Annotated in this window: 21 protein-coding genes; 4 read left to right on the forward strand and 17 right to left on the reverse strand. The window is 70.9% G+C overall.

Annotation, left to right across the window (positions count from 1 at the left end; translation table 11 throughout):
* Positions 1-182: 182 nt before the first annotated feature.
* The gene (locus ACIREE_RS14555; RefSeq protein WP_404150929.1) at positions 183-2,204 is read right to left on the reverse strand and encodes a hypothetical protein; all 2,022 of its coding nucleotides are present in this window, start codon (positions 2,202-2,204) and stop codon (positions 183-185) included.
* Between the two features lie 90 nt (positions 2,205-2,294).
* Complete coding sequence (locus ACIREE_RS14560) at positions 2,295-4,136, reverse strand: RICIN domain-containing protein (RefSeq protein ID WP_404150931.1); 1,842 nt, start codon at positions 4,134-4,136, stop codon at positions 2,295-2,297.
* Positions 4,137-4,266: 130 nt separating this feature from the next.
* Between ACIREE_RS14560 and ACIREE_RS14565 the strand changes: the two genes are divergently transcribed.
* Together ACIREE_RS14565 and ACIREE_RS14570 are read left to right on the forward strand one after the other, a co-directional pair.
* Positions 4,267-5,574 carry an ROK family protein gene (locus tag ACIREE_RS14565; RefSeq protein WP_404150933.1) on the forward strand — a complete coding sequence of 436 codons (1,308 nt, stop codon included), beginning with the start codon at positions 4,267-4,269 and terminating at the stop codon, positions 5,572-5,574.
* Positions 5,575-5,710: 136 nt separating this feature from the next.
* A complete protein-coding gene (locus ACIREE_RS14570; RefSeq protein ID WP_404150935.1) occupies positions 5,711-6,154 on the forward strand; it encodes an ester cyclase in 444 nt (147 codons plus the stop codon).
* 55 nt (positions 6,155-6,209) lie between these two features.
* On the opposite strand, the gene ACIREE_RS14575 is transcribed toward ACIREE_RS14570, so the two are convergent.
* The 10 genes from ACIREE_RS14575 to ggt form a co-directional block, all read right to left on the reverse strand.
* A complete protein-coding gene (locus ACIREE_RS14575) occupies positions 6,210-7,724 on the reverse strand; it encodes an NCS1 family nucleobase:cation symporter-1 (RefSeq protein ID WP_404150937.1) in 1,515 nt (504 codons plus the stop codon).
* 118 nt (positions 7,725-7,842) lie between these two features.
* Positions 7,843-8,865, reverse strand: coding sequence for a TIGR03842 family LLM class F420-dependent oxidoreductase (locus tag ACIREE_RS14580; RefSeq protein ID WP_404150939.1), 1,023 nt, complete (start codon positions 8,863-8,865; stop codon positions 7,843-7,845).
* Positions 8,866-8,916: 51 nt separating this feature from the next.
* Positions 8,917-10,323 carry a dihydropyrimidinase gene (gene hydA / locus ACIREE_RS14585; RefSeq protein WP_404150941.1) on the reverse strand — a complete coding sequence of 469 codons (1,407 nt, stop codon included), beginning with the start codon at positions 10,321-10,323 and terminating at the stop codon, positions 8,917-8,919.
* Between the two features lie 36 nt (positions 10,324-10,359).
* A complete protein-coding gene (locus ACIREE_RS14590) occupies positions 10,360-11,202 on the reverse strand; it encodes a nitrilase-related carbon-nitrogen hydrolase (RefSeq protein WP_404150943.1) in 843 nt (280 codons plus the stop codon).
* 111 nt (positions 11,203-11,313) lie between these two features.
* On the reverse strand, positions 11,314-12,870 hold the full coding sequence (locus ACIREE_RS14595; protein ID WP_404150944.1) for a PucR family transcriptional regulator: 1,557 nt from the start codon (positions 12,868-12,870) through the stop codon (positions 11,314-11,316).
* A gap of 97 nt (positions 12,871-12,967) precedes the next feature.
* Positions 12,968-14,260, reverse strand: a complete 1,293-nt coding sequence (locus tag ACIREE_RS14600) for an aspartate aminotransferase family protein (protein ID WP_404150946.1) — start codon at positions 14,258-14,260, stop codon at positions 12,968-12,970.
* A gap of 46 nt (positions 14,261-14,306) precedes the next feature.
* Positions 14,307-15,149 carry a nitrilase-related carbon-nitrogen hydrolase gene (locus tag ACIREE_RS14605; protein ID WP_404150948.1) on the reverse strand — a complete coding sequence of 281 codons (843 nt, stop codon included), beginning with the start codon at positions 15,147-15,149 and terminating at the stop codon, positions 14,307-14,309.
* 148 nt (positions 15,150-15,297) lie between these two features.
* On the reverse strand, positions 15,298-16,578 hold the full coding sequence (locus ACIREE_RS14610; RefSeq protein WP_404150950.1) for a hypothetical protein: 1,281 nt from the start codon (positions 16,576-16,578) through the stop codon (positions 15,298-15,300).
* Between the two features lie 124 nt (positions 16,579-16,702).
* Positions 16,703-16,954, reverse strand: a complete 252-nt coding sequence (locus ACIREE_RS14615; RefSeq protein WP_404150952.1) for a helix-turn-helix domain-containing protein — start codon at positions 16,952-16,954, stop codon at positions 16,703-16,705.
* A gap of 86 nt (positions 16,955-17,040) precedes the next feature.
* Positions 17,041-18,864, reverse strand: a complete 1,824-nt coding sequence (gene ggt, locus ACIREE_RS14620; protein WP_404150954.1) for a gamma-glutamyltransferase — start codon at positions 18,862-18,864, stop codon at positions 17,041-17,043.
* A gap of 103 nt (positions 18,865-18,967) precedes the next feature.
* On the opposite strand from ggt, the gene ACIREE_RS14625 reads away from it, so the two are divergent.
* Positions 18,968-19,726 (forward strand): hypothetical protein, encoded by a 759-nt coding sequence (locus ACIREE_RS14625; protein ID WP_404150956.1) that lies wholly within the window; start codon positions 18,968-18,970, stop codon positions 19,724-19,726.
* 163 nt (positions 19,727-19,889) lie between these two features.
* Here ACIREE_RS14625 and ACIREE_RS14630 read toward each other — a convergent pair whose 3' ends face one another.
* The 5 genes from ACIREE_RS14630 to ACIREE_RS14650 form a co-directional block, all read right to left on the reverse strand.
* Positions 19,890-20,759, reverse strand: coding sequence for an amino acid ABC transporter permease (locus ACIREE_RS14630; protein WP_404150958.1), 870 nt, complete (start codon positions 20,757-20,759; stop codon positions 19,890-19,892).
* A complete protein-coding gene (locus ACIREE_RS14635) occupies positions 20,756-21,400 on the reverse strand; it encodes an amino acid ABC transporter permease (protein WP_404150960.1) in 645 nt (214 codons plus the stop codon). Before ACIREE_RS14635 ends, ACIREE_RS14630 begins: the two co-directional genes overlap by 4 nt.
* Before the next feature lie 11 nt (positions 21,401-21,411).
* A complete protein-coding gene (locus ACIREE_RS14640) occupies positions 21,412-22,323 on the reverse strand; it encodes a glutamate ABC transporter substrate-binding protein (protein ID WP_404150961.1) in 912 nt (303 codons plus the stop codon).
* A gap of 17 nt (positions 22,324-22,340) precedes the next feature.
* On the reverse strand, positions 22,341-23,084 hold the full coding sequence (locus ACIREE_RS14645) for an amino acid ABC transporter ATP-binding protein (RefSeq protein ID WP_404150963.1): 744 nt from the start codon (positions 23,082-23,084) through the stop codon (positions 22,341-22,343).
* Positions 23,085-23,216: 132 nt separating this feature from the next.
* Positions 23,217-23,654: a DUF6278 family protein gene (locus ACIREE_RS14650; RefSeq protein WP_404150965.1), complete on the reverse strand. Its 438-nt coding sequence runs from the start codon at positions 23,652-23,654 to the stop codon at positions 23,217-23,219.
* A gap of 166 nt (positions 23,655-23,820) precedes the next feature.
* Between ACIREE_RS14650 and ACIREE_RS14655 the strand changes: the two genes are divergently transcribed.
* The gene (locus tag ACIREE_RS14655; protein WP_404150967.1) at positions 23,821-25,596 is read left to right on the forward strand and encodes an SGNH/GDSL hydrolase family protein; all 1,776 of its coding nucleotides are present in this window, start codon (positions 23,821-23,823) and stop codon (positions 25,594-25,596) included.
* Positions 25,597-25,732: the final 136 nt, after the last annotated feature.

A 25,732-nucleotide genomic window follows, 5' to 3' on the forward strand; every position in this document is an offset into this window, starting at 1 on the left:
ATGAGGAAGTTGTTTTCCTCTTCGCGGAGAGACGGTACGGATGTACCGAATCGGCGGTCAATAGGCGTTCGCGAAGATTGTGCGGATAAGACCTGCGCAACTCGCCTGCGGAATCGGGCATTTGGCGCACGTCTCCACAGGAAGACCCCACCCGCCGACACCTTTGGTATACCAATACGGCGTCAGCGGGCATCCGTCAATGGAACGCGCCACTCCGTGTGGGATCCGCGCCGGTCCGTCCACTCCACCAGCAGCCACCCCCGGTACGGCACCTCCGCGTCGACGGCGAGGATCCGGCCCACTGCCTCGACCGGTACGTCCACGGGGGCGCGGAGCGGGGCGAGCAGCGTCCCCCGGGCGTCGGCCGCGCCCCCGGGCAGGGCGATGCGCGGCCTGGCCGGGTCGGCGCTGCCGTTGGCGATGGCCAGGGAGAGACCGGTCGCCGTGCGGCCGAGGCGCGGAATGAGGTGAGGGCCGCCGCCGATCAGCGGAAGCCGGGGTTCGGCTCCCTCCAGGTACCGGACCATGGCGTGCAACAGGCGCTGCCCTTCGTCGTCGTACGGCAACAGGTGCGGGGCGGTCGCGGCGAGGACACCGACTCTGCCGCCCAGGGAGTTGGTGTGGACGCAGCGCCCAACTCCCCAGTCCTGTCCGCCCGGTGTGCGGACGGTGCTCCACACCTCGGTGTCGTCGCCGGGGAGCAGCCGGGCCAGCGCGGGCTGGACATTGACACTGAGGACGACATCGCCCGCGCTCTCGTACGCGTACGGGCCGGGTTCGCAGGGCTCCTCGCGGTCGACGATCCCGGAGACGGTGACACCCAGCAGCCCGGCGAATCCGCGCTCGGCGAGGATGTGCGCGGCGGTGCCGTCCAGCAGGAGGCCCCCGGCGAGCATGCGGCGCGTCTCGGCGTCGTCGAAAGCGCGGGCCGTCTCCCCGAACAGCGCCCGTACCGGGGCGTCACCGGCGGTGACAGGGACGCCGTAGCGCAACAGGAAGTCCGCGCCGGGGCCCGGGTCGACCATCAAGTCCGCCAGGTGCCCCGGGCGGCGGGTGCGGACGTGGCCCGCGGCCTGCGGATGGACGGCCAGGGAAACCCCCGCGGTACCCAGGTCGGCGGCGCGGTCGGCCACCAGGTCCACGGCGGGGCGCGCCCGGCGCAGCAGCTCGGCGACGCGCGGATGGCGACCGGCGCGGCCGGAGTACGTGGGGTGCAGGTTGAGCAACAGCGCGTCGGCGCCGCCGAGTTGCGCGGCGACCAGCTCCGACCAAGTCTGGGTGTCGGACTTGGACCAGGCGGTGTGCGGCCAGTTCTCGATCTCCGGTTCGCAGCGTACGTGCGAGGGGCGCAGCGCCCGCTGCTGCTCCAACAGCCATACGGAGCGGCTGAGTTCGCGGCCCGGGGCATCCTCGTACCCGGCGAAGTGCGGACGCTGCACGCTCTCCCCGGCCACGGAGAGCGCGTCGAAGAGCGCGGTCCAGTCCCGCCCCTCGACGCCGTGCGCGCCCGGCACGGAGGTCATCAGACCGAGCCGGGCGCGGCCGCCGGAGTGCTTGTCGACAGCCTCGGCGACAAGTGTGGCCGTCTCCAACTGGGCCGTGCGCCACACCTGTTGGAGCAGGGCGCGCCACGGGTGCGGAGGCCCGGGGGCGGTCACGGCGGCCACGACCTGGGCGCGGCCGACGGGGGCGCCGACCAGCCGGGCGAGGCGCTCCAGCATCGCCGGTTCGAAGCCGCCGCCCCAGGTGAGCGGGGCGTGGTTGTGGTAGCGGAAGTCGTCCTCCAGCCAGAGAACGCGGCAGCCGAGGTCGGCGAACCGGGCGTAGTGAGCAGTGATCCAGGACCGCCAGAGCGGGCAGGCGAAGGACGCCTGCCCGGTGGCGACCGTGCCGTCCGGGCCGACCATCGGCGCGAACCCGTGCCGGTCCCGGCGTCCTCGGTCGGCGTGCCCGGTGGTCACCCAGGGGTTGAGGCTCACGTCGAGGCCGGCGGCGCGCAGGGCCCCGGTGGTGACGGCCGCGGTGTCGTACAGCCGGTCCTCGTCGGCGCCCGCCGGGTGCCCGTCGTGGAACTCCTCCGCGGCGAGCAGCAGAACGACCTCGTCGACACCCGTCTCGTGACAGAACTCGGCGAGTTCCAGGGCCCTTTGGCCGGCGTCCGGGCCAGGAGGGATCTGAAACCGCAGGTGGTACCGGGCGGGCACGCGGGGTCTCCTCTTGATGCGGCGGGCTCAATGGGGGGTGGGTGGGCGCGGGCGGGGCGTCGCGGGATGCGGCGCCCCGCCCGCGCGCGGTCAGTGCTTCACATGCGCGGCGGGGGTGAGGGTCAGCGTCTGCTCGGCAGCGGTGCGTCCACCCCCGACTCGGCTGCCCCCGGTGTCGGTCCAGGCGCGGGTGGGCGTGGTCTCGGCGAGGCGCCCCCGCACGCCCGACATCCCGACGACCAGGCCGCTGTAGCGGTTGACCAGGTGGAAGGTGCCCGTGGCGTGGCCGTCGGTGGTGCGGCCCGGGACGACGAACCATTGCTGCCCGGCCGTGGGCCCGCCGCGCGGCGCCGCCGTCACCGTCGGCGCGGCGCCCCAGGCACGCCCCTTGTCACCCGTGGAGTCGACGCCGAGGAGACGCCCGGTGGCCGCGTTGGCGATGCGGTACGAACCGTCACCGTTCGCCGAGAAGATCCAACGCCCCTGCCGCGAAACGGTGTTGACGGGCAGCGAGGTGACCGTACCGCCCCCTCCGGTCGCCGCGAGGACGCGGCCCCCGCCGCTGCCGACGGTGTACTCGGTGCCGGTGGCAACGGGGGCGGCAGGAGTACTGGTACCGATGGTGGTGTCGTAGTACTCGCCGTCGACGCCGCCCGAGCACTGGAACGAGCAGTAGCTGCGGAACGTCTTGCCCACGATCGTGGAGCCCGTCCTGCTGACCGGGTCGAGGAGCCAGCGGTACCAGGAGCCCGTCTTGTAGTCTCCCGAGTCGCCGAGCAGCCGCCACCTCTGTGTGGCGAGGTCGTCGGTGGCGTAGAAGCGCTGCGGCTCGTTGCTGTCCTGGGTGATCGCCTCGGGCTCGCCGATGTACAGGCCGAGGTGGGCGTCGTAGGCGACATTCATGGTCAACAGGTCCGACTTGGCGGGGAGTTCACCGGCATCCTGCTGCTCCCGCACAGACCCCTTGTTGGCCGGGTCGTAATCGTGCGCGACGGCGGTGTAGCCCGTCGGGTGGGCGCCGTCGACCGGCTCCATGTTGCTCTCCAGGCCGCCGGTCCCTGGCTGCGACCAGGCGCCGTCGTACCACTTCTTCCACGAGCCGGGCGCCATCTTGCCGGACATGGGAGCGCGGGCGACGTGCGCCCGGCTGCCGTCCGTCCAACCGCCGGGGACGCCGCCCTTCGGTATCACGCGCGAGTTGTAGTAGACGTAGAAGTAGCCGGAGGCGGTGTCCACGAACAGCCGCGGGTCGCCGTCGCCGTAGTAGTACGTCTCGTGCGGGAAGGCCTTGGTGTCGCCGCGTTTCGTGCTGTACGGCGAGGTGAGGACGTGGTCCTTGATGTCCCAGGTGCGGCCCTGGTCCTTCGAGACGGCGTAGTCGATCGCGTCGTAGTGCAGGCCGTCACCGAAGGGCTCCGGGGTGAACTCGTTGTGGACGAGCCCGTACCAGTCGCCGCTGTCCGGGTCGACCCACACGCCCATCAGGTCGCAGTAGTTCTTCTGCGCGTAGTGCGAACCGGCGGGAGCGTTACTGGCCTCGCGGCCGGTGGGGCTGTTGTCGCACCGCCAAGTGGTGTCGTTGTTGCGGTCGTTCGCGTTGGCGGGGTTCACCGCGTCGCTCAACCCGGCGTCACGCGTGGCTGAGTCGAAGTCCTTGCCGCTGTAGAACATCCACTCCCGCGGGTCCTTCGCGTCGTACAGGGCGTGGGCCGACTGGTAGTGGAACGAGCCGTCCTTGTCGACGAATGTCGCGGCGGGCGAGTCGTCGGGGTGCGTCCACGGGCCCTTCTGTCCGATGCTCACCGTGTACGTGCCTGTCGACGGGGCGTTTGCGACGGCCGGTCCCGACGCCGCCGCGCCGGCCAACACGGCGGCCACCGCCACGAGGGCGGCGACGGTCCTTGCTCCGGAATGTCTCGAACGGGCTGACACACGTGCTCCTCTCCCGCATCAATTAGTTCGACTACAATCCGAACTAATACGAGGGGCTGTCAAGACACAGGCCGGAGAAGATGGGGCAACTGCCCGGCGTTCCGAGGGGTTTGCCATGATGAGGGCGGCTGTGACCGACGAGAGACGAGGACCGGGTGAAGGCCGAGACGGACCGGTGAAGGCCGACCTGCGCGCGACGGCGGTGCCGGACGCGACCCTCTTCGGGCCCTCCCGGCCCCACGACCGGAGCTCCGTCCGGCGCACCAACCTGGCCCTGGTGCTGCGCATCCTGCGCGACGCGGGGCCGCGTTCACGCGCCCGGATCGCCACCGACACGGGGCTGCCCAAACCGACGGTCACCAGCCTCGTGGCCGAGCTCGTCGCGCTCGGCCTGGCCGGCGAGGGCACGACGCGGCGGGAAGGCGCCGTGGGCCGGCCCGGCACGCTGGTCCACGTCGACGGCCGGGACATCTGCGGCATCGGCGTGGAGATCAGCACGAGTTACGTCCATGTCCTCGCCCTCACCCTGAACGGCGACCACGCCTACGAACACCGCAGCCCCGTGGCCGCGGGGCAGGCCGGCGCCGACGCCGTGCTCGACCTGACGGCGCGGGCCGTCGCCGACTGCACCACGGCCCTCGCCCGCGCCGGCGTGCGCCCGGTCGGCCTCACCCTCGCCGTGCCCGGCGTCGTCGACACGGCCGCCGGCGTCGTCGCGTACGCACCCGCCCTGGGGTGGCGCGACGTCCCCGTGACCGCGGGTCTGCGCAGCCGCCTCGCGGACCTCCCGCTCCCCCTCACCGTGGAGAACGACGCGAAGCTCGGCGCCGTCGCCGAGTACCTGCGGGCGCAGGACACACAGGTGCACGACATGGTCTGCGTCACCGGCGAGCGCGGCATCGGCGCGGGCATCATCAGCGACGGCCGGCTGCTGCGCGGCTCCGCCGGTTTCGCGGGCGAGGTCGGTCACATGCCCCTCGACCCGGAGCGCCGCGCCTGCGTCTGCGGACGCCACGGCTGCTGGGAGACGATGGTGGGCCTGGACGCGATCCTGCGCCTCGCCGCCGACCCCGACGACCAAGTACACGACGCCGGAGTCGAGTTGGCGACCCGCCTCGCCGAGCTGCACCGCCGCGCCGAGTCGGGCGACACCCGCACCCTGGAGGCGATGGACCGGGTCGCCGACGGGCTCGGCCTCGGCATCGCCCTGCTGGCCGATCTGCTCAACCCGGGCCTGGTGGTACTCGGCGGCTACTTCACGTACATCGGCGACCTCATGCTCGACCGCGTCCGCGAGGTGGTCGGAGAGCGGGTCATCGCCCCCGACGGCGGCGGCTGCGAGGTCGTCCTGTCGACGCTCGGCTTCGCGGCGGCCGCCCGCGGCGGCGCCCACCTGGCACTCGACGCCGTGTACCAGGACCCGGGCGGCGTCGCCTGAACGGCCCCCGCCCGCGCCGCTGTCCCGCTCCGTTCTCCCTCCGTCGTCGCCGCGATGTCACACATCGACGCCGTCGGCCGTCCTACGGGTACGACCGCCGGGCCCACGGTGTCCGGCCGACCCGATGAGGAGCCGCATGTCCACAGCGCAGGAGACGGTCAACAAGGCAGCGTTCCACCGGATGCACGACGCGGCGAACACCGGCGACGCCGACACCGTCATGAAGGCGATCGACGAGGTGGTCGCACCCGATCTGCGGTTCCACGCCCCCGTGCCCATGGGCGACTCGGGGCGCCAGGCACTCAAGCGGGTGTACGCCGTGCTGCTCCAGGCGTTTCCCGACCTCCGCGTCTCGGTCGAGGAGGTGATCGCGGAGGGCGACAGACTCGCCATCAGGAACACGGTCACCGGGACCCACGCGGGCGAGTACCAGGGGCTGGCGCCCACCGGAAAGTCCGTCCGCTACGACGAGATGTTCGTCTTCCGCTTCACGGACGGCCGGGTCACCGAGATCTGGGGCGTCGTCGACGTCCTGACCCAGCTGCGGCAGCTCGGCGCGCTCCCGAGCGGCCCTGCCTGACGCCCGGCGGGGCCGGCCCGCACCCGGCCCCGCCCCACGTCCGTCATGCCCTCCGTCATGCCCTCCGTCTGGCGGCCATCAGCGCCAGATACACGCAGAGCGACGCACCGAGCCCCACGGCCCACCCGTAGTCCGCGAGCGGTTTCAGGAACGGGATGATGCCGTCCGTCGGGAACGGCCCCGCCTTGTTCCCCTTGGCGTCGAGGGTCGAGTACGACCCGCCCACGGCGAGCACGCCGCCGACCACGAACGCGGCGACGGCCCGCAGGTTCCAGCCGCCCGTGTACCAGTACCGGCCGCCCGCAACATACAGGTCGGCCAGGTGCAGCACGGTCCGCCGGATGATCCAGTAGTCGGCGATGAGGATGCCCGCGACCGTGCCGAGCAGCCCGCCCACCACGCCGAGCCACGTGAAGATGTACAGCTCGGGCGTCGACGTCAGCTTCCACGGCATGACCAGGACGCCGACGATGCCCGTGATGATCGCGCCCGTACGGAAGTTGATGATTTTCGGGGCGAGGTTCGCGAGGTCGTACGCCGGCGAGACCACGTTCGCCGCGACGTTCACCGAGATCGTCGCCACGAACACGGTGATGAGCGCGAAGAGCAGCCCGAAGACGTTGTCCGTCTTGCCCGCCAGGGCGACCGGGTCCCAGATCGCCACCCCGTAGACCTGCTCCGAACCGGCCGTCACCAGCACCGACATCAGCGCGAACAGTGTCATCGTCGTCGGCAGGCCGAGCGTCTGGCCCCAGATCTGCGCCCGCTGCCCCTTGCCGAACCGGGTGAAGTCCGGGATGTTCAGCGACAGGGTCGACCAGAATCCGATCATGCCCATCAGGCCGGGGAAGAAGACCTTCCAGAAGTCCGCGCCCCAGCCGACCTTCGACGGCTCGTCCAGCAGCGGACCGAAGCCGCCCGCCTTGTGCGCGATCCAGACCAGCAGCACCACCGCACCGACGAGCACGAACGGCGCCGCCCAGTTCTCGAACCGGCGCAGGGTGTCCATCCCCCGGTAGATGATGGCGAGTTCGAGCACCCAGAAGACGACGAAGCACAGCCACAGGGTCCACGGGTAGCCGCCGATCTTTGCGGCGTCGGCCCAGCCTCCGAAGATCTTCCCCAGGAGTACGAAGATGCCCTGGCCGCCGATCCAGGTCTGAATGCCGAACCAGCAGCAGGCCACCGCGGCACGCACCATCGCGGGCAGGTTCGCCCCGCGGATCCCGAAGGAGGCGCGGGCCAGGACCGGGAAGGGTATGCCGTACTTGGGTCCTGCGTGGCCCGTGAGCAGCATCGGCAGCAGCACGATCACGTTCGCCAGGCCGATGGTGAGGACCGCCTGCTTCCAGTCCATGCCGAGCGCGACCAGGCCCGAGGCCAGCGTCCAGGAGGGGATGCAGTGGGCCATGCCGATCCACAGGGCCACGAAGTTGTACGTGGTCCAGCGGCGTTCGGCGAGCGGAACGGGGCGCAGGTCCTCGTTGGCGTAGCGGCTGCTCGCCGGGTAGGAGTCGGCCGTCAACTCGACCGCGTTCGCGCGTGGTTGGGGTGGTGCGGTATCGGTCATGGGCAGTCCGTTCTACGGGGGAGGACGGGGGAAGGCGGCCTTGCGGGTGCCGTTAACTGCCGTTCCTGGTACGGGCGTTGCTGTGGTGGTGGGCTGCGCTAAGTCGGCGGTCATGTGGTCATGCGTTCATGGCAGGGACGATGTGCCGGCCGTACTCGTCGATGACCTTCTCCTTCGCGTCGTGCATGGCGTACACGGCGAATTGGTCGACGCCCAACTCCCGTAGCGCACGCAGCTTTTCGAGATGTGCCGACGCCGGGCCGATGAGACAGAACCGGTCCACGATCTCGTCCGGCACGAAGGCCGTGTCCGGGTTTCCCGAGCGGCCGTGGTGCGCGTAGTCGTAGCCCTCGCGGGCCTTGATGTACTCGGTGAGTTCGTCGGGGACCATGCCGGAGTGGGCGCCGTACTTGGACACCAGGTCCGCGACGTGGTTGCCGACCATGCCGCCGAACCAGCGGCACTGTTCGCGTGCGTGCGCGAGTGCCGCCGGGGAGTCGTCCTCCGTCACGTACGCGGGCGCCGCGACGCAGATCTTCACGTCGGCCGGGTTCCGGCCCGCCGCCACCGCCGCGTCGCGCACCGCCTTCACCATCCACTCCGTCAGGAACGGATCGGCCAGCTGGAGAATGAACCCGTCGGCCTCCTCACCGGTCATCTTCAGGGCTTTGGGCCCGTACGCGGCCATCCAGACGGGGAGTTCGGCGCCCTCGCGCACCCAGGGGAAGCGCACCACCGCGCCGCCGCCGAGGTCCGCCTCCTCGCCCCGGCCGAGCGCCCGGATCACCTGCATCGCACCGCTGATCCGGGCGAGGGTGTTGGGGGTGCGCCCGGCGACCCGCATCGCGGAGTCGCCACGCCCGATGCCGCACACGGTGCGGTTGCCGTACATGTCGTTGAGCGTCGCGAAGGTGGACGCGGTGACCTCCCACGTCCGTGTCCCCGGGTTGGTCACCATCGGCCCGACGACAAGGCGCTCGGTCTCGGCGAGGATGCGGCTGTAGATGACGAACGGCTCCTGCCACAGCACGCACGAGTCGAACGTCCACCCGTGCGTGAACCCGGCCCCCTCCGCGCGCTTCATCAACTCCACGACCCCCGATGCCGGCGGGTCGGTCTGCAGGACGAGTCCGAAATCCATGAGGGGCCCCTTAGTTCCGTACGATGCTTGAGGTCCGATGCCTGACGCTGCTCAGTCGAGGTACTGACACGTGGCGCGCGGCGTGTACGCGCCGTGGCCGGCGCGCCCGGTGAACTCCCGCTCGGTGATGACGAGTTCGCCGCGCGACAGGACCGTCTCCACCCGGCCGGTGAGCCGCTTGCCCTCGTACGCCGAGTAGTCGACGTTCATGTGGTGGGTCTCGGCGCTGACGGTCTGCTCGGCGGCCGGGTCGTAGATGACGATGTCGGCGTCCGCGCCCGGCGCGATGGTGCCCTTCTTCGGGTACAGGCCGAACATCCGGGCCGGTGTCGCGCACGCGATCTCGATCCAGCGGCGGCGCGTGATGTGCCCGTCGACGACGGCTTGGTGCAGGAGGTCCATCCGGTTCTCCACGCCCGGCATGCCGTTCGGGATCTTCGAGAAGTCGCCGCGCCCGAGCTCCTTCTGGCCGGTGAAGCAGAACGGGCAGTGGTCCGTGGACACGACCTGGAGGTCGTTGGTACGCAGTCCGCGCCAGAGCGCCGCCTGGTGGTCCTTCGGCCGCAGCGGGGTCGAGCACACGTATTTCGCGCCCTCGAAGTCGGGCTCGGCGAGGTTGTCCGTGGACAGGAACAGGTACTGCGGGCAGGTCTCGCCGAAGACCGGCAGGCCTTCGTCGCGGGCGCGTGCCAGCTCGGCCAGGGCTTCCTGCGCGGAGACGTGCACGACGTACAGCGGTGCCCCGGCGACCTGCGCCAGTTTGATCGCGCGGTGCGTCGCCTCCGCTTCGAGCAGCGCCTTGCGGACCTGACCGTGGTAGCGCGGGTCGGTCTCCCCGCGTGCGAGGGCCTGCTGCACCAGGACGTCGATCGCGATGCCGTTCTCGGCATGCATCATGATCAGGCCGCCGTTGTCGGCGGCCCGCTGCATGGCGCGCAGGATCTGTCCGTCGTCGGAGTAGAAGACGCCCGGGTAGGCCATGAACTGCTTGAAGGAGGTCACGCCCTCCCCCACCAGCAGATCCATCTCCTTGAGCGTCTCCTCGTGCACGTCGGAGACGATCATGTGGAAGCCATAGTCGACGGCGCACTGCCCGTCGGCCTTGGCGTGCCAGGCGTCGAGGCCCTCGCGCAGGGTGTGCCCGACGCTCTGGATGGCGAAGTCGACGATCGTCGTGGTGCCGCCCCAGGCCGCCGCGCGGGTGCCGGTCTCGAAGGTGTCGGCGGCGAACGTGCCGCCGAACGGCATCTCCATGTGGGTGTGCCCGTCGACACCGCCAGGGATGACGTATTTCTGGCTCGCGTCGAGGGTGCGCGCGTCCGTCCAGGACGCGGCGGTGTCGCTGCCACTGGCCGCGAGGGCCACGACCCGCCCGTCCTCGATGAGAACGTCGGCGTGCATCTCGTCGGCGGCGGTGACGACGAGACCGCCGCGGATGACGGTACGGACGGCGCTCATGCTCTCCTCCAGGTACGTGTGGGTACGTGACGACAACTACGGGCGGGTCAGCGGCTCGTACGCCCCCGGGGCGCGGTCGCGGTAGAACTGCCAGCGGTCGCGGACCTCGCGCAGCTTGGCCATGTCGAGGTCGCGCACGACGAGTTCGGGCGCCTTGTCGTCGGCGACCTCGCCCACGAAACGGCCCTCGGGGTCGACGAAGTACGACGTTCCGTAGAAGTCGTTGTCCCCGTACTCCTCCACACCTACGCGGTTGATGGCGCCGACGAAGTACTCGTTGGCGACGGCGGCGGCCGGCTGTTCCAGCTGCCACAGGTAGCGGGACAGTCCCCGGCTGGTGGCGGAGGGGTTGAAGACGATCTGCGCGCCTTCGAGGCCGAGCGCACGCCAGCCTTCGGGGAAGTGCCGGTCGTAGCAGATGTAGACACCGATCTTCCCGACGGCGGTGTCGAAGACGGGCCAGCCGGAGTTGCCGGGCCGGAAGTAGAACTTCTCCCAGAATCCCTGGACCTGGGGGATGTGGGTCTTGCGGTACTTGCCGAGGTACGTGCCGTCGGCGTCGATCACGGCGGCCGTGTTGTACAGGACGCCGGGCTGCTCCTCCTCGTACATGGGCAGGACGAGGACGATGCCGTGCTCGCGGGCGAGGTCCTGGAAGCGGCGCACGATCGGGCCGTCCGGGATCGCCTCGGCGTACTCGTAGAACTTCGGGTCCTGCACCTGGCAGAAGTACGGGCCGTAGAACAGCTCCTGGAAACAGAGGACTTGGGCGCCCTGGGCGGCGGCGTCACGAACGGCCTGTTCGTGCACCTTGATCATGGATTCCTTGTCGCCGGTCCATGCGGTCTGGAAGATCGCGGCGCGGATCACGGGGCTCATCGGGACCTCCGGCTGAGGGGGGTGCGCGGTGTTCCCACGACGATAGGAATCCCGGCCCCGGCGGCCGAGTCGCACCGTGTCACGTCCCGCGCCCGGCGGCGATGCACCGTGTCACGTTCCGCGCTGGGCGTCGTGCGCGAGGAGCGCGATGTGCACGGACGCGGCCTGCTCGAAGTCGTCGAGCGCGACGCCGAGCAGCGCCTCGATGGTCTCCAGGCGCCGGTACAGGGCGGGTCTGCTCATGTGGTGGAGCTGCGCGGTACGGGACTTGTTGCGCCCGGTGGCGAGATAGCTGCGCAGTACCGGGAGCAGCCCCTCGGCGCCGTCGGCGTGGAGCAGCCCGTCCAGCTCACGCTCCGCGAAGGACTGGACGTGCGGGTCGTCGCGCAGCAGCCGCACCAGACCGCGCAGCCGGACGTCGCCGAGGCGGACGACGGCCGGCAGTCCCGGTGGCGCCCCGGCGACGGCCTCGGCGACGTGCAGCGCCTCGCGCAGCCCCTCGGGCACGTCCTCCCAGCCGGTACGGGCGGGCCCGGCGGCGACGACCGCCGCAGCTCCCGTCTCCGCGCGCAGCCGGGCCGCGAAGTGGGCGGCGAGCGCGTCGGCGGCCTGGTCGCGGGCGAGGCTGAGCAGTACGGCGGTGGCGCTGTCGGCGAGCTCGGCGACCAGCCCCGGCAACCCCAACAGACGCAGTACACGCTCGACTTGAGCGGCGTCGACATCGCGTACGACCAGCGGGACGAAGGTGCGGCGGTTCACCGGGAGACCCGCGGCCCTGGCCCGGGGCAGCAGCTGCCGCGCGGGGACGACCCCCGACACCAGATCGGCGAGCAGGCACTGCGCGGACTGCTCCTCCCAGCTGGCGGCGGAACCGGCCAGCATGCGGTGCAGCACGAGCGCCTCGGCGGCACGGTCGACGAGCAGCCGCCCGGACGCGCCGTCGCCGCGGTACCCGCACAGCACGACCGACCCCCAGCGCTCGCCGCGCCCGCCGAGATCGGCCCGGACCCAGCCCTCGCCGTCGATCTCCCCCGGCTGCCGGGCGATCCGGTCCCAGTCGCGCAGGACGTCGTCGACGGCGGGCCGCTCCCCCGCGGTGGCGAGGACGCGGTGGGCGAGGTTCGTGACGACGACCGGGCAGCCGCTGTGCGCGGCGATCTCGTCGAGGATGCTCTGCAGCGGGGCCCCCGCCGTGATGAGGGCGGTGAGCGCGGTGCGGATTCCCTCGGAGAGACTGACGGCGGCGAACTTGCGCCGCACGAGCCGGGACTGCACCTCTTCGGTCAACTCGGCGAAGGGGAAAGGGCGGTGGAGCACGACCATCGGCAGCCCGTACCGTTCCGCCGCGCGCCGCATGTCCTCCGGCGGCGCGGGGAAGGCCCGCCCGAGGCCGAGCACGAGGGCCGCCGCCTCGGCCCGGTGCAGGGACTCGATGTACTCGGTCTGGCTGCGGACATCGCCCGCGAGCAGCACGCCGGTGGTGAGGATCATCTCGCCGCCGGTGAGCATGACGCCCACGTCTGCCGCCTCCGCTACGTGGACCCAGCGCACGGGGTTGTCGAGGTGGTCCGCGGCGGCGACCACCTCTGGTTCTCCGGCCGCGATTCTGTCCAGGGCGAGTATCTGGCGGATGGAGAGGGTGTGGTCGAGGGGCGCTTCTAGGGTCAAGGGGACGTCCTCTCCTGCACGGATTCCCGCCGTGGGGCACCGGTTCGTCGGCCGACTGCGCGTACGTCGTGGCTGGTCGCGCAGTTCCCCGCGCCCCTCAGGCGTGCTCCCGCAGCGCCTGTTCCAGGATGGCGGCGCCCTCTTCCGCCTCCGCCACCGTCAGCGACAACGGCGGCGCGATCCGCAGCACGCTCGTGTTGTGGCCGCCTCCCTTGCCGATGAGGAGGCCGCCCGCGCGGCAGGCCTCCAGGACGGCGGTGGCGGCGTCCGGTGCCGCTTCGTCCGTGCCGGGTTTCGCCAGTTCCACGCCGATCATGAGGCCCCGGCCGCGCACTTCCCGTACGCCGGGGGTGTGCACGGCGATGGCCCGCAGGCGCTCGATGAGCAGGCCGCCGACCCGGCGCGCGTTGCCCTGGAGGTCGTGTTCCAGGAGGTAGGAGAGGTTGGCGAGGCCCGCGGCCATCGTGATGGGGGAACCGCCGAACGTCGAGATGGAGTTGGCGTCGAGGCAGTTCATGACCTCGGCGCGCGCCACCACACCGCCGATCGACATGCCGTTGCCGATGCCCTTGGCGAAGGTCAGGATGTCGGGCGGCCCCGACTGCCCGTGCGCCTGCCAGCCCCAGAAGTGGTCGCCGGTGCGGCCCCAGCCGGTCTGCACCTCGTCCGAGATCCACAGGATGCCGTGCTCCTGGAGGACGTCGCGGAAGCGCGCGTACAGACCGTCGGGCGGCGAGGTGAACCCGCCGACGCCCTGGACCGGTTCGGCGATGAGCGCGGCCACGTCGCCGCGTGTCTGGCCGAGCATGTCGCGCAGGTCCGCGACGCAGGCGTCGGTGAACTCCGCGTCGGAGAGGTGGGCGTACGGGCCCCGGCTCCGGACGCCTCCGTGCACGTACAGCGTCTGCAGCGGGGACAGGGCCGTCGGCGACCAGCCCCGGTTGCCGGTGATGCCGACCGCCGAGAAGGAGCGGCCGTGGTAGCTGTTGCGCAGCGCCAGGACCTGGTTCGAGCGGCGGTAGGAGGTGGCGAGGAGCAGCGCCGCGTCGTTGGCCTCGGTGCCGGACGTGGTGAAGAAGACCCGCGCGTCCGGGATGCCCGACAACTGGGCCACCCGCTCCGCCAGTTCGACCATCGGGCGGTTCAGGTAGAGCGTCGAGGAGTGGATGATGCGGCCCGCCTGTTCGCTCACCGCCTTGGTCACCTCGGGCAGCGCGTGCGCGGTCATCGTCGTGAGGATGCCGCCGAAGAAGTCGAGGTACTTGTTCCCGTCGGCGTCCCAGACGTGGCGGCCCTCGCCGTGGGTGAGTTCGATCGGCTCCGCGTAGTACAGCGCCAGCCAGTCCGGCAGTGCGGCACGGGTGCGGGCGTGCAGGTCGGGGGTGGTCATGGCAGCGGTGTCCCTTCGTCGGTCGGCACGGCTCGGGCGGGGCGCGTCACGGCTGGACGAGTCCCTGGTACGCGTCGGGGCGGCGGTCACGGTAGAACGCCCACTGCTGTCGCACCTCGTCGATGAGGCCGAAGTCCAGGTCCCGGATGAGGAGTTCTTCCGTCTTGTCGCTCGCCGCTTCGCCGACCAGCTGTCCGCGCGGGTCCGCGAAGTACGACGTACCGTAGAAGTCGTTGTCGCCGTAACTCTCCACGCCGACGCGGTTGATGGCGGCGACGAAGTACTCGTTGGCGACGGCCGCCGCGGGCTGCTCCAGCTGCCACAGGTGGGCGGAGAGGCCGCGGCTGGTGGCGGACGGGTTGTAGACGAGCTGCGCCCCGTTCAGGCCCAGCTGGCGCCAGCCCTCGGGGAAATGCCTGTCGTAGCAGATGTACACGCCGATCTTGCCGACGGCCGTCTCGAAGACCGGCCAGCCCAGGTTCCCCGGCTTGAAGTAGTACTTCTCCCAGAACCCCTTGACCTGCGGGATGTGGTGCTTGCGGTACTTGCCGAGGTACGAGCCGTCGGCGTCGATCACGGCCGCGGTGTTGAAGTAGAAGCCGGACTGCTCGACCTCGAAGACGGGCACGACGATCACCATGCCGGTCTCGCGGGCGAGGGCGCTCATCCGGGTCACGGTCGGGCCGCCCGGGACGGGCTCGGCCCAGCGGTGGTGCTCCGCCTCCTGGACCTGGCAGAAGTAGGGGGCGTTGAAGACTTCCTGGAAGCCGATCACGCGGGCGCCCTGCCGGGCTGCCTCGCGGGCGTGCTCCTCATGCTTGGCGATCATGGTTTCGGTCTCGCCCGTCCAGGTGGCCTGGACGAGTGCGGCGCGTACGACGGGGGCCATGTGCCGCTCCTTTGCCTGATCCTCTACGCCCGTAGACCGGGTCGTAGAGGGACGAACGTAAGCCCACCCGTAAGGCTTGCCAAGACCATCGTCACCAACCCGCTGGATCGATCCTGTTTCGCACCCGTGCGAGTGACCCGCCGCCGGATCAGGTGGTGAGGCCCGCCAGCCGCAGTGCGTGCACCACGTCCCAGTGGCGCTCGGCCGACACGGCGCGCGCCGCGGCCACGACCAGCGGCACGAGCCGTCCGGGATCGCTGTGCGCGCTGCGGGCCGCCTCCTCCGGCGTACGGCCGCGCACGTACGCATCCAGCAGCGACCGGGCCTCGCGGTGCCGCCCCGCGGCATCGAGCCGGCCCACCGCCTCGCCGATCTCGGCGGGCGCCCGGCCCACGCCCTGGCGCAGCACCTGCTGCCCGTCGGCGTCACGACCCGCCGCGGTCAGGGCGTCGGCGGCGTCGACGAGACGGTCCGGGGGCAAGGAGGCCGCTTCCCACAGCAGGGTGGTCCAGTCGGCGTCGAGGCCTGCCCGGTGCAGTCGCGCGGCCAGCAGGGGGAGGCGGGCCGCCGGCCCGTGCGCGGCATCGGCGAGGACGGTGTGGGCCTCGCCGCTCCGGCCCTGCGCACGCAGCCGGAGCAGGGTGTCGACCGCCACGGCCACCTCGCGGTCGGCGGTGGGGTCCGACCGGGCCGGGGGCGCCGCCTGGCCCTCCGCCTCCACCTCTGGCGAACCGGCGAAGCGGGCGCCCCGGGGAGTGCCAACCCCTCGGGCCGGTACGGGTGTTGCCGGGCCGGCGTCCTGGATGGCGGGCTCCTCTTGGATCATTCCGGCGAAGCGGGCGCCGCCTCGGGGACGGCGCCCGCGCTCCGCGACGGACTCGCGCCGGGCCGCGGGCGGCTGCCGGGCCACCTGGGCAGGGAGCACCCTCAGGCAGCTCTGTCTCTCCTGGAGTTCGGTCATACGCGCCGACGCCCGTTCGTGGTCGTCCCGCGCCCATGCCAGATCGAGGCGGATCGACTCCGCTTCCTCCCGCGTGGCGGCCACGCCAAGGCGCCGGCCCAGCTCCCGCAGGCGTTCGGCCGCGTACCGGCGCTCCCCGGCCATGACGTCGAGGCGGTCGGCGAGCGCATCGGCGGCGCCGGGGCCGCGGTCGTGGGCCCGCGCGGAGGCGCGCTGCAGGGCACGGGCCCGGACGCCCTCCTGTGCGGCCCGATCCGCGCCCTGTACGGCGGCGAGGTCCTGGAGCAGCGATTCGACGACGTCCCAGGGCGGCACCTCACGCCCGTCGAGACACGCCTTCATGCCCTCGGGGTCGCGCTGCCAGAACACGGCGCACCAGCCTGCGCCCTGGTCGAGCCAGGAGACCAGCCCTCGTAGGTACGCCCCGAACTCCCTTGCGCCATCAGGGATTTGATCCTCGTCCGTCACGCGCCCCGCCGTTCGTCCGCATCCCGGGCCCCTCCGCCTCCGGAAGGACACCGGCAGGTAACACCGCGCGTGTTACGGACGCGCTACGCGCGCTTTTCGACCGTGCGTAAGTGCGCGCGCACGCTCAGGCGGCCACCGGGGTGCAGAGCACCACCAGCTCGTCCATCGACAGACCGAGCTCCCGCGCGACGGCGGCGACGGTGAAGAACGTCGGCGTCGGCGCCCGGCCCGTCTCGATCTTGCGCAGCGTCTCCACCGAGACACCGGCGGCCGCGGCGACCTCGGTCATGCTGCGTCCCTGCCGTGCCTCGCGCAGCAACCGGCCGAGACGCTCACCACGTTCGTGCTCTTGCGGAGTCAAAGGTGTTCGGACCATGCCACCAGCGTACCCGAGGACCCATTTCAGTACCGGATACAAATACCGGTATAGTTATTGTAAAGCGCCGCGCGAGGAGCCCCGCGTCACCTGCCCGGCTCGACCACCATCGCCGAGCCGCCGCCGCGCCGCACCGGCTCTGCGGCCGCGAGCCACTTGCCACCGGGGAGGCGCTGTACGCCGGTGGCGGCGCCGATTTCCGGGTTGGCCTTGAAGGAGTGCCCGATGGCCTCCAGCTTCGCGCGGAGCGGGCTGTCGTACAGGCCGGGTTCGGCTTCGGTCTGCGCGGCGTTGCGCTGGCTGGCGCGCGGCGCCGCGATGGCGTCGACGAGCGGCAGGCCGCGGTCGAGGAACCCGGTCAGCGTCTGCAGCACGGTGGTGATGATGCTGGCACCGCCCGGGGAGCCGACCGCCACCACCGGCCTGCCGGCCTTGTCGAGCACGATGGTCGGGGAGATGGAGGACCGCGGACGCTTGCCGGGGCCCGGCAGGTTCGGGTCGTGCACGTCGGGGCTCGCGGGCGCGAAGGAGAAGTCCGTCAGCTCGTTGTTGAGCAGGAAGCCGCGGCCCGGCACGGTGATGCCGCTGCCGCCCGTCTGCTCGATGGTGAGGGTGTAGGAGACGACGTTGCCCCACTTGTCGGCGGCGGTCAGGTGCGTGGTGTTCTCGCCCTCGTACGTCGTCGGGGCCGCCTTGTCACCGGGCTTGCCGCACGTCCCCGGATGCCTCGGGTCCCCGGGCGCGAGCGGGCTGGTCAGCACTGCGTCGTTCTTGATGAGGCAGCCCCGCGCGTCGGCGAACTTCTGCGACAGGAGCTGCTTCGTGGGGACGTCCTCGAAGGCGGGGTCGCCGACCCAGCGGCCACGGTCGGCGAACGCGATGCGGCTCGCCTCGATGAACCGGTGCAGGTACTGCACGTCGGACGCCTTCGAAAGGTCCGTGTCCTCAAGGATGTTGAGGGCCTCGCCCACGGTGGTGCCCCCGGACGAGGACGGCGCCATGGAGTAGACGCCGAGGCCGCGGTAGGAAGTCTTCGACGGCGCCTGGTACTTGGCGGCGTAGGCCTTCAGGTCCTTCGCCGACAGCTTCCCGGACCGCGCGTCATATCCGGAACCCGGCGCCACCGGCGGCTTGTTGACGGTCTTCACGACGTCGGCGCCGATGTCGCCGCGGTACATGGCCCCGACGCCCTTGCGTGCCAGCTCCTGGTAGGTACGCGCCAGGTCGGGGTTGGTGAACTTCCGTCCGACGACAGGGAGTTGCCCGCCCGGCAGGAACAACTTCGCCGTGTCGGGGAAGTTGCGGAAGCGGGCCTCGTTCGATGCCGTCTGGGAGCGGAACGTGTCGTCGACGGTGAACCCGGAGCGCGCCAGCTTCTCCGCGGGCCTGAGCACCGCGCCGAGCCGCTTGCTGCCCCACGCGTCCAGCGCGGACTGCCAGGTGGCCGGGGTGCCGGGCGTGCCGACGCTCAGACCGCTGGTGACCGCGTCGTTGAAGGCGAGCGGCTTGCCGTTCTCCAGGAACAGGTCGGAGCCGGCCGTCAGCGGCGCCGTCTCGCGGCCGTCGATGGTGTGTACCTTGCGGGACTTGGCGTCGTAGTAGACGAAGTAGCCGCCTCCGCCGACCCCGGAGGAGTACGGCTCGGTCACGCCGAGGGCGGCCGCGGTGGCCACGGCGGCGTCCACCGCGTTGCCCCCGTTGCGCAGCACCTCGATGCCCGCGGCCGAGGCGTCCGCGTCGACGCTCGCCACGGCGCCACCGTACCCGACGGCGACCGGAACCTTCTTCGCGCCGCCGCCGGAGCCGCCCGCCCCACCGGAAGCGGACGAAGGGGGTGCCGCCGCCCCGACCACCACCATGCTCACCGCAACCGCGCAGAGCGACAGATTCCGCCCAACTGAACGCCTCATCAGTACCTCCGGTCAACAGCCGTCAGCGCAGCGTAACTTGACTTCGAAGTGCCGTCAGGACCCCCTCGAACATAGTTGCGCCAGTTGGCTAGAGTGCGCGCCCATGACTGAAGACGTGCGCTACATCGTCCTCGGCCTGATCGCAGCGGGCATCAGCGCCGCGCTGGGCTGGCTCGCCCGCACCTACCTCTGGAAGCGCAGGCTCCGCCGCAAGCAGGCCTTCTTCGGGCTGCCCGACAACTCCGAGTCGCTGCTCGTGGTGAACCGCGACGCGGGCGGCCCCGAGCTGATGGTGAAGCGCCACGACGTCTTCGCGCTCCTCGAACTCTCCGCGCTCATCAAGGACTGCGGCGCCCACGCCCAGGTCGTCGCGCACGACACGGCCCGGCAGGGCTTCGGCGAGCGCACGGAGTTCTGCGTGGGCGGCCCCGCCTCGAATCGGCGGATGGCCGCCCACATGGTGAGCCTGCTGCCCGGCATCCGCGTCAACACCGACCCCGAACCGGGCCCGGACCGCGGCGCCTTCCAGATCGGCTCGGAACGTCATCGGCTCGAGCCCGGGATCACCGAGTACGTGGTCCTCGCGCGGCTGACCGCGGGCCAGGCCAAGGAGGCGAGACCGGTGTTCCTCTTCTGCGGCCAGCTCCCCATCACCCACCAGGCCGCCACCCGTTACCTCGCCCGGCACCACGAGCGCCTCGCCCGCAAACACGGCAACAGCTCGTTCGTCCTGCTCCTGAAGGTCGTCAACTCGGGGGCCTACGGCCCCGACGTCGTCGAACTGGTATCCGATGTCACCCGTGCCGCGCAGACGCCTCTCCCCGTCCCGGCGGCTCCGCGCACCACGCATCGCGCCAAGTAGGCCCGGAAACCAAGGGGAGCGGTACCCCTGTCGCGTACGAGTGCGACAAGGGCCCGCTCGGCCTCGGCAAGCAGGCGCGTCCCGTTCCGCGCGCAGCTGACCTTCTCCGCACATGTGCGCGAAGTGATCTCCGGCTGCTGGGCGGGGACTGCCCATGCTCCGTCTACTGCGCGCCTGGCAGCAGCGTCCCCGGTTCGGCCGCGGCGACATCCGCGGCGTCCGTCTTGGGGTTGCGCCGCTGGCGCCTGGACACCCATTGGGCGAACCACGACAGCACCATGCACATCCCGATGTAGATCGGCGAGATCACCATCACCACGGGGATGAAGGGCAAATCGTAGTCGAGGTTCGACGCGATCAGCTTCCCGGCATGGAGAAACTCCTCATAGGTGATCAAATAGCCGAGCGAGGTGTCCTTCAGAGCCACCACCAACTGGCTGATGATGGCGGGCAGCATGGCCCGTACGGCCTGCGGCACGAGGACGTGGGTCATGACCTTCGTCTTGCGCATGCCGAGCGCGTACGCCGCCTCGCGCTGCCCGCGCTCCACGGAGTTGATGCCGGAGCGGAACACCTCGGCGAGCACGGAACCGTTGTAGAGCGTCAGGCCCACGACGAGCGCCGACAGCGGCTCCATCTTCAGGGCCACGTAGATGAAGAAGATCATCACGAGGACCGGCATGGCGCGGAAGAACTCGACGAGGAGCGTCGCGAGCCACCGCACCGGCCGATGGTCGGAGAGGCGTCCCACCGCGAGGAGCGTGCCGAGAGCGAGCGAGAGCACGGCAGCGATGGCGAAGGCCTTGAGCGTGTTGCCGAGCCCGCGCAGCAGCAGCTCCTGAATGCCCTTGTACTCGAAAGGCATCCACTTCGTGTGCGTGAACTGGTCGGTGTCGAACAGGAGGTAGAGGACCCAGCCGAGAAGCGCGAGCACGAGCAGGGTGGAGAGCAGCCCGTACAGCCGGTGGCGGCGCTCGGTTCTGGGGCCCGGAATGTCGTAGAGGGCGGAGGCGCTGTGGTGGAGGGCTTTCATCGGGCGACTCCCCAGCGCTTCTCCAGGACGTTGAAGAGCGCGCTGATGGCGAGGGTGATGACGAGGTAGCCGACAGCGATCCAGACGAACGTCCAGATGATGTTGTAGCCGAGTTCGCTGAGCGTCTTGTACGTGCCGAGCAGCTCGACCACGCTGAACGCGCCGGCGATCGCCGAGTTCTTGGCGAGGGCGATGAGGGTGGAGCCGACCGGCGGGATCACGGACCGGAAGGCCTGCGGCAGGATCACGCTGGTCAGGGTCTGACTGAACGTCATGCCGAGGCTGCGGGCCGCCTCGCCCTGCCCCCTGGGCACGGTGTTGATGCCGGAGCGCAGTGCCTCGCAGATGAACGCCGAGGTGTAGCAGCCGAGCGCAAGCACCGCGAACACGGTGAAGGGCAGCACGAGTCCGAAGCGCGGCAGGCCGAGCAGCACCGCGAAGAACAGCAGGGTCAGCGGGGTGTTGCGCAGGACCGTGACCCAGGCGGTGCCGAGGGCGCGGAAGGAGCCGACGGGCGCGACGCGGAAGGACGCCATGACGAAGCCGAGCAGGAGGGCCAGGATCGAGGCGAAGACGGTGAGTTCGACCGTACCGAGGAAGCCTTTCCAGTACGTCGTGAAATTGTCGGTCAGGACATTCATGGGACGCCTCCTCAGTTCGCCGGGTAGCGGTCGATGGGCGGCGGCTTCGGGGCGGGCGTGCCGGACAGGCCGAGCGTGACCTCGAAGGCCCGCTTCCAGTCCCCGTTCTTCTGGCGGGCTTCCAGGGCGTCGTTCATGGCGGCCCTGAGCGCGTTGTCCCTGCGCGGGACGCCGATGCCGTACGGCTCCTTCGAGAACGGCTGGCCGGCGATCTTCATCTCGTCCGGGGCCTTGGCCGCGAAGCCGAGCAGGATCGCGTCGTCGGTGGTGACGGCGTCGACCTGGTAGGTCAGCAGGTTGTCGACGCAGATCGAGTACGTGTCGTACGCGACGAGTTCGGCCTTCGGGTAGTCGGCCTGGATGCGCTGGTACGGGGTCGAGCCGGCGGCCGAGCAGACGCGCTTGCCTGCGAGGTCCCCCGGCCCGTGGATGTCGTTCTCGTCGGTGCGCACGAGCAGGGACTGTCCGGCCATGTAGTAGGGCCCGGCGAAACCGACGAGCTTCTTGCGGTTGTCGTTGATGGTGTAGGTGCCGACGTAGTAGTCGATCTGGCCGTTCTGCAGGGCCGTCTCGCGGTTGGCGGAGGCGATCGTGCGGAACGAGATCCCCTTCGGGTCGAGACCGAGCGAGGCCGAGATCATCTTGGCGATCTCGATGTCGAAGCCGGAGTAGACGCCGTTGGCCGGGTTCTTCTCACCCAGATACGGCTGGTCCTCCTTGGCGCCGACCACGAAGTGCCCGCGCTTCTTCGCCTTCTTCCACGTCGGGGAGGCGGGCAGCGAGAACCCTTGCGCCACCCGGTACTTGGGAAGCTCGTCGCCCGAAGGGCCCTTGGTGGGCGGGCTGCCCTCCTTGCCGCAGGCGGTGGCGGCGAGCGCCGACACCAGCAAGGCGGCGAGCAGCTGTAGCGGCTTGCGCATCATGCGTGCTGCACCCCCCGTCAGTGCTTGAGGATCTTGGAGAGGAAGTCCCGGGCGCGCTCGCTCTCCGGGTGGGTGAAGAAGTCCTCGGGGGCGCGGTCCTCGACGATCCGGCCGTCCGCCATGAAGACGACGCGGTCCGCGGCGGTGCGGGCGAAGCCCATCTCGTGGGTGACCACGACCATCGTCATGCCGTCGCGGGCCAGTTGCTGCATGACCTCCAGGACCTCGTTGATCATCTCGGGGTCGAGGGCCGAGGTCGGCTCGTCGAAGAGCAGGGCCTTGGGGTCCATGGCGAGGGCGCGGGCGATGGCCACGCGCTGCTGCTGGCCGCCGGACATCTGCGCGGGGAACTTGTCCGCGTGCGCCGCGAGTCCGACCCGGTCGAGGAGTTCGCGGGAGCGCCGGTCGGCCTCGTCCTTCTTGCGCTTCCTGACCTTCACCTGGGCCAGCGAGACGTTCTGCAGGACGGTCTTGTGCGCGAAGAGGTTGAAGGACTGGAAGACCATGCCCACTTCGGCCCGCAGCTGGGCGAGCGCCTTGCCCTCCTCGGGCAGCGGCCGGCCGTCGAGCCTGATGGCTCCCGACTGGATGGTCTCGAGCCGGTTGATCGTCCGGCAGAGTGTCGACTTGCCCGACCCCGAGGGGCCGATGACCACCACCACCTCCCCCTTGCCGACGGTGAGGTCGATGTCCTGGAGGACATGCAGCTCCCCGTAGTACTTGTTCACGTCACGCAGCTCGATCAACGGATCGACGGCCATGGCAGTACCTGCCCACTCTCAGCTGTGTCGGTCCGCGCAAACTATCCACGCCGTAATGGGACTTAACAGACGACACGCACTTATGGGCATTAACCGTATTTGCGGCTCAACTGCGTTCCCCGAAGACAGGCCCTAGGACTCGGCGGCCTCCGCGTAGAACCGGGACAGCTCGGGAGCGCCGCTCGCCGCCCACTCCTGGCCGGCCTCCACCACGTCGATCTCACGGCCCGACGCGAGCCGCACCACCGGCTGCCCGTTGGGCCAGATCACCCACGCGGCGCCCGGCACCCGGTGCACCAGAACGGTGCCGAGGTACAGGCCCGCGTCGTTTCCGAGCCAGTGCAGCGTCTCCTCGTCCTCCCGCCAGCGCGGTACGAGCTGGTCGAGTGCCTCCAACGACCGTACGGAGTCGTCGAGTTCGACCCCGGACTGCTCCGCCTGGGCGCGCAACAGCTCACACTCCGAGAGGAGTTCGGCGACGCCCTCGGCGTCGGCACCGTCCGGCGAGAACACGGCCACGGCCGCCGCACCGTGCTTCTTGCGCCAATTGTCCACGAAAGGGATCTTCATACCGACCAGCCTCGCATCCGGCCCCGCCCGCGCACCACAGGCGCGCGGGCCTACGTTCCCGGCGAGTTCACGCCGCATTCGGCCGCACCTCATTGACGCGTTCCCACCCCCTCCTTACCTTCATGGCGCACCTGCCACGCCAGCCGCACCACGGAGGGAGCCGGCCGTGCGCCGACGCACCTGGACAACCGCCGTCCTACTGACCCTCTGCGCGGGGCTCGCCCCCGCCACGACGGCCCGAGCGGCCGCCCCGCACGGACCCGGGCCGCTCCCCCTGGAGCGGCTCTTCGACAACCGGGCGGTCAGTGACGACCGCGCACCCGAAGTGGCCGATTTCGACGGCGCGGGCAACTCACTGTCCGCGCAGGACCTGACCGCCGCGGGCTGGACTGCCGGGCGCGGTATCGGAGTTGAGCGGGCCCGGCTGACCTGGCCGAGGTCGGCGGGGTCCGGGCCCGACAACGTACGGGCGGCCGGACAGCGGGTCCGGGTCACCGGCAGGGGCGACGCGCTGGCGTTCCTCGTCGCCGGCACGGGCGGGGACGCGCGGGGCTCCGGCGTCGTGCGCTACGCGGACGGCACCCGGTCCGCGTACACACTCACCGCCCCCGACTGGCGCACCGGGCCGCTCGCCACGAAGTCGGTCGCGCTGGCGCACCGCAACACGCCGGACGGCCAACTCACCGAGAAGACACGGCTGTACGCGGTCACGGTCCCGGTGCGGACAGGGCGCCGGATCGCGTCCGTGGAGCTGCCGCGGGCCACGGGCGGCGCCGCGCTGCACGTCTTCGCGCTGTCGGTGCGCGCGGCGACGACGGGGTGGACGGGGACCTGGGCGGCGTCCCCGGCCGGCTATACGACGGTGGGGCCGTGGGCCGATCGCACGGTGCGGCTCGTCGTGCACACGAGTGTCGGCGGGCCGCGGGTGCGGATCCGGCTCGACAACACCTTCGCCTCGACTCCGGTACGGATCGGGAGCGCGTCGGTGGCGGTGCAGGAGGCCGGGGCGAGCGCGCGCGGGAAGCCGGTGCCGCTGACGTTCGGGGGCGGGCGTGGCACCCAACTCCCGGCGGGCGCGCAGGCGTTCAGTGACCCGGTGAACTTTCGCGTGCCCGCCGACGCCAACCTCCTGGTGAGCTTCCATCTGCCGGAGCCGGTGGCCGCGGCGCCCGTGCACAGCCAGGCCATCCAGAACTCGTACGTGAGCGGTCCCGGGGACCACGCGGTGGAGGCGGCGGGCTCGGCGTACACGTCGACGATCTCGTACTGGCCGCTGCTCACCGGCGTCGACGTCAGCGGCGGTCCCGGCTCCGTGGTCCTGCTCGGCGACTCCATCACCGATGGCGTGAAGTCGACGCAGGGCGCGAACCGGCGGTGGCCGAACGTGCTCGCCTCGCGGCTCCTCGCCCAGTCGGACGTGCCGCGCTACGGCGTGCTCAACGAGGGCATCTCGGCGAACCGGGTCATCGCCGACCGCTACCCCGGGGACGGGATCTCCACGGACACGGGCGGGGTCAGCGCCCTGCACCGGCTCGACCGGGACGTGTTCGCGGGGACCTCTGCCCGGACCGTCGTGGTGTTCCAGGGCGTCAACGACGTGCGGTGGGGGGCGAGCGCCGCGCAGATCGAGGCGGGGATGAGGGAGATCGTCGCGCGGGCGCATGCGCGGGGGCTGAAGGTGGTCGGGGCGACGGTCACTCCGTGTGAGGGCGAGTCGTTGTGCACGGCCGCCGCCGAGGTGGAGCGGGTTGCCGTGAACTCGTTTGTGCGGGGCCCCGGTTCAGGGTTCGACGAGGTGCTTGATTTTGATGCGGTGTTGCGGGATCCGGCGCATCCTTCGCGGATGCGGGCCGATTTCGACAGCGGGGATCACTTGCATCCCGGCGATGCGGGGTTGGCTGCGCTGGCGGGCTCTGTGGATCTCGGGGTTCTTGCGCCGTAGGTAGCCGTAGGTAGCCGTAGGTAGCCGTAGGTAGCCGTAGGTAGCCGTAGGTAGCCGTAGGAATGTGCGGGCCGGTGGGGGCTGGTCGCGCAGTTCCCCGCGCCCCTGGGGCGTGCGGCTTCGCCGCCGCCCCATC

The organism is Streptomyces sp. NPDC102467, from assembly GCF_044765445.1.
Lineage (GTDB): Bacteria > Actinomycetota > Actinomycetes > Streptomycetales > Streptomycetaceae > Streptomyces.